11 protein-coding genes are annotated in these 12,146 nt (G+C 61.9%); 7 read left to right on the top strand and 4 right to left on the bottom strand.

Going from position 1 to position 12,146, the window contains the following annotated elements:
• The first annotated feature begins 35 nt into the window (after positions 1-35).
• From NN484_RS25810 to NN484_RS25780, 7 genes are all read left to right on the top strand, one after another.
• The gene (locus tag NN484_RS25810; protein WP_215500166.1) at positions 36-884 is read left to right on the top strand and encodes a polysaccharide deacetylase family protein; all 849 of its coding nucleotides are present in this window, start codon (positions 36-38) and stop codon (positions 882-884) included.
• A complete protein-coding gene (locus NN484_RS25805) occupies positions 877-1,779 on the top strand; it encodes a polysaccharide deacetylase family protein (protein WP_274658268.1) in 903 nt (300 codons plus the stop codon). The genes NN484_RS25810 and NN484_RS25805 overlap by 8 nt, the downstream gene beginning before the upstream one ends.
• Positions 1,776-3,125: an MmgE/PrpD family protein gene (locus NN484_RS25800; protein ID WP_274658267.1), complete on the top strand. Its 1,350-nt coding sequence runs from the start codon at positions 1,776-1,778 to the stop codon at positions 3,123-3,125. Before NN484_RS25805 ends, NN484_RS25800 begins: the two co-directional genes overlap by 4 nt.
• 159 nt (positions 3,126-3,284) lie before the next feature.
• Entirely contained in the window at positions 3,285-4,463 is a 1,179-nt protein-coding gene (locus NN484_RS25795; protein WP_215500169.1) for an MFS transporter, read from the top strand.
• Positions 4,464-4,616: 153 nt separating this feature from the next.
• Positions 4,617-5,303 (top strand): HPP family protein, encoded by a 687-nt coding sequence (locus NN484_RS25790; RefSeq protein ID WP_127647224.1) that lies wholly within the window; start codon positions 4,617-4,619, stop codon positions 5,301-5,303.
• Positions 5,304-5,557: 254 nt separating this feature from the next.
• The gene (locus NN484_RS25785) at positions 5,558-6,664 is read left to right on the top strand and encodes an enoyl-CoA hydratase/isomerase family protein (protein WP_274658266.1); all 1,107 of its coding nucleotides are present in this window, start codon (positions 5,558-5,560) and stop codon (positions 6,662-6,664) included.
• A gap of 3 nt (positions 6,665-6,667) precedes the next feature.
• Positions 6,668-7,819, top strand: coding sequence for an acyl-CoA dehydrogenase family protein (locus NN484_RS25780; protein WP_215500171.1), 1,152 nt, complete (start codon positions 6,668-6,670; stop codon positions 7,817-7,819).
• A gap of 183 nt (positions 7,820-8,002) precedes the next feature.
• On the opposite strand, the gene NN484_RS25775 is transcribed toward NN484_RS25780, so the two are convergent.
• The 4 genes from NN484_RS25775 to NN484_RS25760 all read right to left on the bottom strand — a co-directional run bounded on the left by NN484_RS25775 (position 8,003) and on the right by NN484_RS25760 (position 12,141).
• A complete protein-coding gene (locus tag NN484_RS25775; protein ID WP_127647218.1) occupies positions 8,003-8,776 on the bottom strand; it encodes an enoyl-CoA hydratase in 774 nt (257 codons plus the stop codon).
• A gap of 137 nt (positions 8,777-8,913) precedes the next feature.
• On the bottom strand, positions 8,914-10,041 hold the full coding sequence (locus tag NN484_RS25770) for an acyl-CoA dehydrogenase (RefSeq protein WP_215500172.1): 1,128 nt from the start codon (positions 10,039-10,041) through the stop codon (positions 8,914-8,916).
• 132 nt (positions 10,042-10,173) lie between these two features.
• Positions 10,174-11,367 carry an acetyl-CoA C-acyltransferase gene (locus tag NN484_RS25765; protein WP_127647214.1) on the bottom strand — a complete coding sequence of 398 codons (1,194 nt, stop codon included), beginning with the start codon at positions 11,365-11,367 and terminating at the stop codon, positions 10,174-10,176.
• 12 nt (positions 11,368-11,379) lie between these two features.
• On the bottom strand, positions 11,380-12,141 hold the full coding sequence (locus NN484_RS25760) for an SDR family NAD(P)-dependent oxidoreductase (protein ID WP_086791161.1): 762 nt from the start codon (positions 12,139-12,141) through the stop codon (positions 11,380-11,382).
• Between the last annotated feature and the right edge of the window lie 5 nt (positions 12,142-12,146).

Here is a 12,146-nt window from a genome sequence, read left to right as displayed (position 1 = left end):
ATTTGGCGTTTACCCATGAATAACGGAGCGCTGTGATGTCCTCCTTGCCTCAACCGGCCTGGCCCGAGCCGCACAAAGCCTGCCTCGCCCTGGCCTTCGACCTCGACGGCCCGACCGGCGATGCGATGCTCAACGGCTCGATCTGGCACAAGCCCGAATACTTCGGTTTCGGTGGTTATGGCCCTTACCGCGCCCTGCCCCGGCTGCTCGATCTGCTCGACGCCTTTAATATTCCGACCACGTTCTTCGTCCCGGCCTGGGTCGTGGAGAACTGGCCAAAGCAGTGCCAGGCCATCGTCGAACGCGGCCATGAAGTGGCCTATCACGGCTACAAACACGAATCCTTCTACACCCTGACGCTGGAACAACAGCAAGCCGTGATGGCGAAATCAAGGGACGTGTTCTGGCAACACCTGCACATCCGCGCCGAAGGCTTTCGCACACCGTCCGGCGACTGGCGCGCGCAAACCCCGGCGATGCTCGCTGACGCCGGCGTCATCTATTCCAGCAGCATGCGCGGCGATGATCGTCCGTATCTGGTCAACGTCCCCGGTCACAGCACACCGCTGGTGGAAATCCCCGGTCGTTGGGAGATGGACGATTACGCCTCCCTCGCCTACACCCGCGCGCCGAATTTCCCGTCGGGGCTGGATCGCACCGCCAGCTACGCACTGACCCTCGATAACTGGAAGCGGGAGTACGACGGCGCCATGGATGAAGGCCTGTGCCTGACAACCCTGTTTCACCCGAAAATCACCGGCAAACCGGGACGCATCCTGTTGCTGGAGCAACTTTTCGAACACATGCGCCAACGCGATGACGTGTGGTTCGCCACTTGCCGCGACGTCGCCCGCTGGTGGCTGAAGGAGCATCACCATGGCTGATTTCGCTGTTTTGCCCAACCAGGTCTGGCCCGAAGGCAAGCGCTGCGCCGTGGTCCTGACCGTCGATTACAACGACATCCACGGTATTTTGACTCAGGCCCCGGAAGTGGCCGGACGCGACAAGACCCTGTCGGTGTGGCGCTATGGCACGCAACGTGGGGTCGATCGTCTGCTCGGGTTGTTCGAGGAACTCGGGGTGACCAGCAGTTGGTTCGTCCCCGGTATCGTCGCCGAGGAAAACCCGCAGCACATTGCGGCGATCAAGGCTGGCGGCCATGAGATTGCCTGCGCCGGCTATCGCCATCTGGACTACGACCGTCTCGACCTGGCGACGCAAAGTGCCGAGGTCGCCAAGGGTTGTGCCGCGCTCCACGCATTGACCGGCGAACGGCCGAACGGCTTCCGCATTCCCGCCGGCAACGGCGCGCCAGGGTTTATCGAAGCGCTCAAGGATCACGGCATACGTTGGTGCTCATCGTGGCGTGGCGACGACTTGCCGTTTGCTCATCCAACGGCCCCCGATGTCATCGAGCTGCCGCTGCATTACGAGCTGGAAGACGAGCCGTACTTCGCCTTCAACCTGAGCCCGGCGGTGCCGCCGGCGCAATCGCGTATCGCCTCCTACAGCCACACGCTGGACAACCTGCAGCTGGACTTCGCCGGGTTCCACCGGTTCGGCCTGTGCTATGTGCTGCGCCTGCACCCGGAAATCATCGCCACGCCAGGACGGATCGGCGTGCTGCGCGAATTGCTGCAAGGCATTCAAAAGCATGACGACGTGTGGATCGCCAGCGGCGCCGAGATCGCGCAGTGGTGGGCGCAATCGGCGCAACAGGTGAGCGCCGATCATCCGGCATCGGTCTATGAGCGGCACTATCGGGACTACCTCGTATGACCCAGCGCATGCAGCGTCTGGCGCAGTTTTGCGTCGAGACCCACTTCGACGATTTGCCACCGGCACTCGTCGAGCAAGCCAAGCGGCACATCCTCGACACCTTTGGCGCAGCGCTGGCCGGGGCGGACAGCGCCGTGGCGTTTCAATCGCGGCGAGTGCTGGCAAGCGAGTCCGGGCCGGTGCCCGTCTGGGGCACTTCGTTTCGGGTCGGTGCGGGTCAGGCAGCGCTGCTCAATGGCATCGCCGCCCATGCTCTGGAACTGGACGACACCGGTGGTTGCGATCACTCCGGTGCGGTGGTGTTGCCGGCAATCATGGCTGCGCTTTCGTTGAGCGACAGAACCATCAGTGGTCGCGAGTTGATCACGGCCGTGGTGATCGGCTATGAAATCGGCCGGCGTGTACTGGAAGCCTGTGGCAGCTATTCGGCGCATAACGGCGCAGGTTGGCATTCTACCGCCACCTGCGGAGTGTTCGGTGCGGCGGCGGCGTGCTCTCGGATTCTGCGCCTGGATGCGCAGCAGACGGTGGCGGCGCTGGGCATCGCCGGTAGCTTCAGTGGCGGTCTGTGGGCGTTCATTCACGACGGTTCACAGAGCAAAAAACTGCACAGCGGTCGCGCCGCCGAAGGCGGATTGCTGGCGGCGCGGTTTGCCAGCGAAGGTATCAGCGGCCCCACGCTACTGTTCAATGAAGTCTGGGGCGGTTTTCTCAAGACCTTCGCGGGTGATAACGCATGCGCCGAAGCGCTGGACGTTGATCTGGGCACGGTGTGGAAGCTCGCCCGTTGCTCGATCAAACCCTACGCGGCCTGTCGCGGAACGCATTCGGCAATCGACGCGCTTGGGCTGTTGCTGGCGCAACTGCAGGTCGGCGCTGATCAGGTCGAGGATGTACAGGTGCGTTTGTGCCCGTTTCTGCAAGACATGTGTGGCGGGCGCGATGTCGGCAGTCTGGCGGCCGCGCAAATGAGCCTGCCGTATGCGCTTGCATCGCGTCTGGTGCATGGCCACTGTCGGCTGGAGGCCTACGACGAAGGGCTACGGCATGATCCGCGTATTGTTCAATGGCTGGCGCGCATTCACCTTGAAGTCGATCCGCAACTGTCCGAGGATGGCGAGCCGTGGGTGACGCTGCGCACCGTCGATGGACGCATGGCTGGCCTGTGTGTCGAGGTGCCGCTGGGCGCGCCGGGCAATCCGCTGAGTGATGCGGCACTGGAGGAGAAGTTTTTCAGCCTGGCGTTGCGGGTGTTACCGCGCGGGCAGGCTGACGGGTTGCTGGACTCGGTGCGGCGACTGGAGAGACTCGAATCTGTGGGCGATCTGGATCGGTGGTTGATGTGATGAGTGTGTCGCCGGGACAGGGCTCATTGCGAGCACTCACTCCTGCAAAGGATCTGGTCGTTAGATGCGGATCCTGTAGGAGTGAGCCTGCTCGCGATGCAGCCGACTCGGTGCCCAGCCGATCAGAAAAACAACTGAAATAAGGACATTCGCCCCACCGTGGTCACCTACTCGCTCGTTATCCGCCGCCTGATGATCGTCTCGCTAACCATCGTGGTCAGCCGCGCCATCACCAGTCCACTGCTCACTCTATTCCTGAGCAACAAGCTCGGGCTCAATCAGCAGGACGTCGGTCTGCTCCTGGGTATCGCGGTGTTCATCGCGACCCTGCTCGCGCTGTATGGCGGCTACATCATCGACCGCCTGGAAAAGCGCCGGTTGCTGATTCTCGCCATGCTTTCCAGCGCCGTGGGCTTTGTCCTGCTGACGTTCGCCCAAAACCTTTATCTGACCACCGTCACCCTGATCATCACCGAAACCGCCTCGGCGTTGTTCCTGATCGGCTCCAAGGCAATCCTCAGTGAAAACCTGCCCATGAGCCAACGGGCCAAGGCATTCTCCCTGCGCTACACGCTGACCAACATCGGTTACGCCACCGGGCCGATGCTTGGCGTCGTGATTGCCGGGGTCTACCCTGTTGCGCCGTTCCTGATCGCCGCCGCGATTGCCTTCGCCAGTGTGTTCCTGATGAGCGGGATTCCCAGGGATTCCAGCCCGGTTACCGCCATCGGCCAACCGCAAAGCTTTCTGAAAACCCTGAGCACCCTGAAAAACGACCGCACGCTGATCATGTTCACCTGTGGTTGCCTGCTCAGCACCGTGGTGCACGGGCGCTTCACCCTGTACCTGTCGCAATACCTGCTGGTGGTCGAGGATTCGAAAAGCGCCCTGCAAACCATGGCCGCCCTGCTCGCCTGCAATGCGATTACGGTGATCCTGCTGCAATACCAGATCGGTCGCTTCCTCAGTCGCGAAAAGTTGCGCTACTGGATCGCGGCCGGCACCAGCCTGTTCATTCTTGGGTTGATCGGTTTCAGTCTGGCCAATAGCCTGCTCACCTGGTGCATCGCGATGTTCATCTTCACTCTGGGTGAAATGATCATTTACCCGTCGGAGTTCCTGTTCGTCGACACCCTGGCTCCGGAAGAACTGCGTGGCAGCTACTACGGCGCACAGAATCTGGCGGCGCTGGGCGGTGCATTGAGTCCGGTGATCTGCGGATTCCTGCTGATGCACACTCCGGCGCCAACGATGTTCTATGCGCTGAGCGCGTTGACCGCGATGGGTGGACTCTTGTGCTTCATGAGCGGGAGACGTGTCGCTTTAGCTCAAAAATAATGCACTGAAGCAGCATTTATATGAATTTGTCAGCATCGAGTTTGCACGGCACACTGTGCATGTTCCTCCCCCAATGTTGGAACACTTCGAGGACTTTCCGAAACGGACGAGTCCTTTTTTTTGCCCCGAATTTACCGCAAGGACCCGATTCACATGCTCGCTCGCTGGTTCCCCGCCGCCATCAACACCCGCCCCACCGAATGGAGCCGCGCCGCCATCGGCATGGCTTTGGGCACGCTGTTCAGCGTCTGGGCATGCAGTCAGGTGTTCGGTCATGAAGTCGCCTATCACCTGATCGGGCCATTGGGTGCCTCGGCGGTGCTGCTGTTCGCCGTGTCCTCCGGGGCGCTCGCGCAACCGTGGTCGATCATCGGCGGCTACCTGTGCGCCAGCGTTGTCGCGCTGCTGGTGGCCCACGTGCTGGGCCGAACCCTGGGCAGTGCGTGTCTGGCAGCGGGCATGGCGCTGATCCTGATGTGCTGGCTACGTTGCCTGCACCCGCCGGCCGGCGCGCTCGCGCTGACGCTGGTGCTGGCCGATCCGGCGACCATCGCCATGGACTGGAAAGCCATGGAACCGGTGATGCTCGCCGCCGCGTGCATGCTGCTCAGCGCGCTGACCTACAACAACCTGACGCGCATCCGCTACCCGAAACGCCCGGCTGAGCCAGCACCGGCTCTGGTGCCGGTCGATAGCCAGGCCATCACCGCCGCTGACTTGAAACTGGCATTGGCGGATATGGAAGCGTTTATCGACGTCACGCCCGAAGATCTCGAGCAACTGATCCACGCCAGCGAACTGCACGCCAAACGGCGCAGCATCGGCGAAGTCTTCTCCTGACACCCACACTCCCTGTAGGCGCTGCCGAAGGCTCGGGCCGCGTTCGGACGATCTTTTGATTGTGTTTTTCAAGATCAAAAGATCGCAGCCTGCGGCAGCTCCTACACAAGCCAGTGGCGTTTTTTTCTTAAGGCAAAAACGCAAACTCCCCCTGCACATATCCCCGTTGTACACGGCAAATTTGCACTGTTACGATCCGTCAACGCTCGCGCGCGAGCTTTTCGAATAAAGACAATAAAAGCAGGGAGTTAGTGATGACTGCTCAGGCTTCATCCCCGCGGACGCCGTCCATGGATGCCACGCAAAACGAAGTGCTGGCCGAGGTTCGCAATCACATCGGTCACCTGACCCTCAACCGCCCCGCCGGTCTCAACGCCATTACCCTCGACATGGTTCGCCAGTTGCAGCAGCAACTCGACGCCTGGGCCACTGACGCCCGCGTGCATGCCGTGGTGTTGCGCGGTGCCGGGGAAAAGGCCTTCTGCGCCGGCGGCGATATCCGATCCCTGTACGACAGCTTCAAAAGCGGTGACACGCTGCACGAAGACTTCTTCGTCGAGGAATACGCCCTCGACCTGACGATTCATCACTACCGCAAACCGGTACTGGCCTTGATGGACGGGTTCGTCCTCGGCGGCGGCATGGGGCTGGTGCAAGGTGCGGATCTGCGCGTGGTCACCGAGAAGAGCCGCCTGGCGATGCCGGAAGTGGCCATCGGTTATTTCCCGGATGTCGGTGGCAGCTATTTCCTGTCGCGCATTCCCGGTGAACTGGGGATCTACCTGGGCGTCAGCGGCGTGCAGATTCGCGCGGCCGATGCGCTGTATTGCGGGCTGGCCGACTGGTATGTCGACAGCAGCAGACTGGCGAGCCTCGACGAACAACTCGATCACCTGGAATGGCACGACACGCCACTCAAAGACCTGCAGGGCCTGCTCGCCAAAAACGGTGTGCAAACCCTGGCCGATGCACCGCTGGAGAAACTGCGCCCGGTCATCGACCATTTCTTCGCCCTGCCGGACGTGCCAAGCATCGTCGAGCAACTGCGCGCAGTCACCGTCGCCGACAGCCATGAGTGGGCGACCACCACCGCTGATCTGCTGGAGACCCGCTCGCCACTGGCGATGGCGGTGACCCTGGAAATGCTCCGTCGTGGCCGACATTTGAGCCTGGAACAATGCTTCGCGCTTGAACTGCATCTGGATCGTCAGTGGTTCGAACGCGGCGACCTGATCGAAGGCGTGCGCGCCCTGCTGATCGACAAAGACAAGACACCACGCTGGAACCCGCCGACCCTCGCTGCGCTGGACGCCGAACATGTCGCGAGTTTCTTCCACGGTTTTACTGAGAGCGGGAGCTGAGCCATGCACGATCTCGAACTGACTGAAGAACAAGTGATGATCCGCGACATGGCCCGGGACTTTGCCCGTGGCGAAATCGCACCCCATGCGCAAGCCTGGGAAAAGGCCGGCTGGATCGACGACGCGCTGGTGGCGAAGATGGGCGAACTCGGTTTGCTCGGCATGGTGGTGCCCGAGGAATGGGGCGGCACTTACGTCGATTACGTGGCGTACGCCCTGGCCGTGGAAGAGATTTCCGCAGGCGACGGCGCAACCGGCGCGTTCATGAGCATCCACAACTCGGTGGGCTGTGGGCCGGTCATGAATTACGGCAGCGAAGCGCAGAAAAAGACCTGGCTGGCCGACCTCGCCAGCGGTCAGGTGATTGGCTGTTTCTGCCTGACCGAACCGCAGGCCGGTTCCGAAGCGCACAACCTGCGCACCCGTGCCGAACTGCGTGACGGCCAGTGGGTGATCAACGGCGCCAAGCAATTCGTCAGCAACGGCAAGCGGGCGAAACTGGCCATCGTGTTCGCGGTGACCGATCCGGATCTGGGCAAGAAAGGCATTTCCGCGTTCCTGGTGCCGACTGATACCCCGGGGTTCATCGTCGATCGTACCGAACACAAGATGGGCATTCGCGCTTCCGACACCTGTGCGGTGACGCTCAACAACTGCAGCATTCCCGAGGCTAATCTGCTCGGTGAGCGCGGCAAGGGCCTGGCGATTGCCCTGTCCAACCTCGAAGGCGGACGCATCGGCATTGCCGCACAAGCCTTGGGCATCGCCCGGGCGGCGTTTGAAGCGGCGCTGGTGTATTCCCGTGATCGTATCCAGTTCGGCAAGCCGATCAACGAGCACCAGAGCATCGCCAACCTGCTGGCCGACATGCACCTGCAAATCAACGCGGCGCGCTTGATGATCCTGCACGCGGCGCGCCTGCGCACGGCGGGCAAACCGTGTCTGTCGGAGGCTTCACAGGCCAAGCTGTTCGCGTCGGAAATGGCCGAGAAGGTCTGCTCCTCAGCGATTCAGATTCATGGCGGGTATGGGTACCTGGAGGATTATCCGGTGGAGAAGTACTACCGCGATGCGCGGATTACCCAGATCTACGAAGGCTCGAGCGAGATTCAGCGGATGGTGATTGCGCGTGAGCTGAAGAACTACCAGCTCTAAAAGCAAAAGATCGCAGCCTTCGGCAGCTCCTACAGGGAAAATGTGTAGGAGCTGCCGAAGGTTGCGATCTTTTGATCTTGCCTCAAAAGCTTCGCGAGCAAGCCCGCTCCCACATTGGATTTGCGTACGACGCAGATCCAATGTGGGAGCGGGCTTGCTCGCGAAGGCGTCAGTCAGGACGCATTATTTGCCCTGAAACTCCGGTGCGCGCTTGGCCACAAACGCCGCCATCCCTTCCTTCTGATCCTGCGTGGCAAACGCGGCATGGAACACCCGGCGCTCGAAGCGCACGCCTTCGGTCAGGTTGACCTCGAAGGCGCGGTTGACGCTTTCCTTGATCATCATCGCAATCGGCAGCGATTTGCTGGCGATCACCGTGGCGACTTTCAGGGCTTCGTCCAGCAACTCATCGCTTGGCACGATCCGCGCGACGATGCCGCAACGTTCGGCTTCGACGGCATCGATCAGACGCCCGCTCAGGCACATTTCCATGGCCTTGGCCTTGCCCACCGCGCGGGTCAGGCGCTGGGTGCCGCCCATGCCCGGGAGCACGCCGAGGTTGATTTCCGGTTGACCGAATTTGGCATTGTCGCCGGCCAGGATGAAGTCGCACATCAGCGCCAGTTCACAGCCGCCGCCGAGGGCGAATCCGTTGACCGCGGCGATGATCGGCTTGCGCCGGTTGGCAACGCGGTCGCTGTCGCTGAACAGATCATCCATGTAGATCTGCGGGTAGGTCAGCTCGGCCATTTCCTTGATGTCGGCACCGGCCGCAAAGGCTTTTTTCGAACCGGTGATGACGATGCAACCAATGTTCGCATCCGCTTCGAGGCCATCAAGGGCGTGGTTCACTTCGCTGACCAGTTGCGCATTCAGGGCGTTCAGCGCCTGTGGGCGGTTCAGGGTGATGAGGCCGACGCGGCCGTGGTTTTCCAGCAGAATCGTTTCGTAGCTCATATAAAACTCCTGAATTCATACTCCCCCTGTAGGAGCTGCCGCAGGCTCGGGCCGCGTTCGGACGATCTTTTGATCTTGCTTTACAAATCAAAGGCAAAAGATCGCAGCCTTCGGCAGCTCCTACACAGGGGTTGGGTTTAAAGGTTTCGTGAGATGACCATGCGCTGAATGTCGCTGGTGCCTTCATAGATCTGGCAGACGCGCACGTCGCGGTAGATGCGTTCCAGCGGGAAGTCGTTGAGGTAACCGTAACCGCCCAGCGTCTGCAACGCCATCGAGCAGACCTTCTCGGCCATTTCCGAGGCGAACAGTTTCGCCATTGAAGCCTCGACCAACGCCGGCTGACCGCTGTCACGCAGGGCGGCGGCGTAATGCACCATTTGCCGGGCGACGGCGATCTGCGTGGCCATGTCGGCAAGGCGGAAGGCCACGGCCTGGTGCTCGATGATCGGTTTGCCAAAGGTCTCGCGCTCACGGGCGTAATCACGAGCCGCTTCGAACGCGGCACGGGCCATGCCCACCGATTGTGAGGCAATGCCGACGCGTCCGCCTTCAAGGTTGGCCAGGGCGATCTTGTAGCCTTCGCCCTCCTCACCCAAGCGGTTGGCGACCGGCACTTTCACGTCCTCAAAGAGGATCTGGCAGGTGTCCGACGCATGCTGGCCGAGCTTGTCTTCGACTCGGGCGACTGTGTAGCCCGGCGAGTCGGTGGGCACGATGAACGCTGTAATGCCACGTTTGCCGGCGCTCGGGTCGGTGACCGCAAACACGATCACGATCCCGGCGTTCTGCCCGGAGGTGATGAACTGTTTGCAGCCGTTGAGCACGTAATGATCGCCGTCCAGCCGGGCGCGGGTTTTCAGGCTGCTGGCGTCAGAGCCGGCTTGCGGTTCGGTCAAGGCGAAAGCGCCGAGCATGGCGCCGCTGGCCAAAGGTTTGAGGAAGCGTTCGCGCTGGTCGTCATTGCCGAACTTGAGGATCGGCACGCAACCCACCGAGTTGTGCACGCTCATGATGGTCGAGCAGGCGCCGTCGCCGGCAGCGATTTCTTCCAGGGCCATGGCGTAAGCCAGGTAACCGGTGTCACAGCCGCCCCACTGCTCCGGCACGAGCATGCCGAAAAAGCCCAGTTCGGCCATCTCGCCGATGGCTTCCTTGGGGAAACGGTGCTCGCGATCCCACTCGGCGGCGAACGGCTTCAGCCGTTCCTCGGCAAACTGCCGGGCCATGTCGCGGATCTGGGTTTGGTCTTCGTTGGGAATCATGGGTGAATCCTTAAATTGAATCGCAACACTCACCTTTGTAGGAGCTGCCGCAGGCTGCGATCTTTTGCTCTTGTTTTTAAAATCAAAGTCAAAAGATCGCAGCCTGCGGCAGCTCCTACAGAGTCCGCGTGTTTAGTAAACGCATTCCACAGCCATGGCCGTGGCTTCACCACCGCCGATGCAGATCGCCGCAATCCCGCGTTTCAGGCCTTTCTGGCGCAGGGCCGAGAGTAAGGTCACCAGAATCCGTGCACCCGAGGCACCGATCGGATGGCCCAGCGCGCAGGCGCCGCCATGCACGTTGAGTTTGTCGTGGGGGATTTCCAGGTGAGTCATCGCGGCCATCGCCACCACGGCGAACGCTTCGTTGATTTCAAACAGATCGACCTCGTTCAGCGCCCAGCCAGTCTTCTTCACCAGTTTCTTGATCGCACCAATCGGTGCTACCGGGAACAGGCCCGGGGTGTCGGCAAACGCCGCGTGACCGTGAATCACCGCCAGCGGCTTCAGCCCAAGTTTCTGCGCCTGCGACTGGCGCATCAGCACCAGCGCCGCCGCGCCGTCGGAGATCGAACTGGAGTTCGCCGCCGTCACCGTGCCGCCTTCGCGGAACGCCGGTTTCAGGGTGGCGACCTTGTCCAGTTTGGCTTTCGGCGGCTGCTCGTCGTTGCTGATCAGCAGCTGCTCCTTGCCGACCGTCACGGTCAGCGGCACGATCTCGGCCTTGAAGCTGCCGTCCTTGATCGCCTGCTGGGCGCGGGTGGTCGAGGCGATGGCAAAGGCGTCCTGCGCTTCGCGGCTGAAGTGGTTGGTTTCGGCGCAGTCTTCGGCGAAGGTGCCCATCAGGCGCCCCTTGTCGTAGGCGTCTTCGAGACCGTCGAGGAACATCGAATCGAGCACCCGGCCATGGCCCATGCGGTAACCGGCGCGGGCACGGTCCAGCAGGTACGGCGAGTTGGACATGCTTTCCATACCGCCGGCGATCACCACGTCGGCGCTGCCGGCCAGCAGCATGTCGTGAGCGAGAATGGTGGTTTCCATGCCCGAACCGCACATCTTGTTGACCGTCGTGCAGCGCGTGGATTTATCCAGCCCGGCACCCAGCGCCGCTTGCCGCGCAGGCGCCTGGCCGAGGCCGGCGGGCAATACGCAACCGAACAACACTTCGTCGACCGCGTCGCTGGCGACCCCGGCGCGTTCAACCGCGGCCTTGATCGCGGCGGCGCCCAGTTGCGGGGCGGTGAGGCTTTTCAGTTCGCCTTGAAAACCGCCCATCGGGGTGCGGACGGCGCTGACAATAACAATCGGATCGTTGGAAATAGTCATGACAAATCCTCCTTACTTGGCGGCCATGCGCAAGGCGCCGTCGAGACGGATCACCTCACCGTTGAGCATGCTGTTTTCGATGATATGCCGAACCAGCGCGGCGTACTCGGCAGGTTTCCCAAGGCGCGGCGGGAATGGCACGCCGGCGGCCAGCGACTCGCGGACTTCCGGGGTCATGCCGGCCATCATCGGGGTTTCGAAAATGCCCGGGGCGATGGTCATCACACGGATGCCGAAGCGCGCCAGCTCACGGGCGGCCGGCAGGGTCAGGCTGGCGATCGCGCCTTTCGAGGCGGAATACGCTGCCTGACCGATCTGGCCGTCGAACGCCGCCACCGAGGCGGTGTTGATGATCACCCCGCGCTCACCGTCGGCATTCGCTTCGCTTTCAGCGATGGCCGCAGCGGCCAGACGCAGCATGTTGAAGCTGCCGATCAGGTTGACGTTGATCACCTGGGCAAAACTGGACAGTGCATGCGGGCCGTTCTTGCCGAGGATCTTCTCGCCCCGGACGATGCCGGCGCAGTTGACCAGACCGTTGAGGCTGCCAAAGGCTTTGACCGTGGCCTGTACGGCGGCCTCGGCGGCGGCTTCATTGCTGATGTCGGCGACCACGCTTTGCGCGCCGAGGCGCTGGGCCTGCGCGGCAACGGCTTCGGCGTTCATGTCCACCAGCATCACTTTGGCGCCGGCGTTGACCAGCAATTCAGCGGTGGCCGCACCCAGGCCGGACGCGCCGCCGGTGACGATAAAAACCTTGTTCTCGATCTGCATGACTG

The organism is Pseudomonas serboccidentalis (genome assembly GCF_028830055.1).
GTDB classification, from domain to species: Bacteria; Pseudomonadota; Gammaproteobacteria; order Pseudomonadales; family Pseudomonadaceae; genus Aquipseudomonas; species Aquipseudomonas serboccidentalis.
Note: the sequence above shows the minus strand (reverse complement) of the source record. Positions and strands in the feature narration are given on the sequence as shown.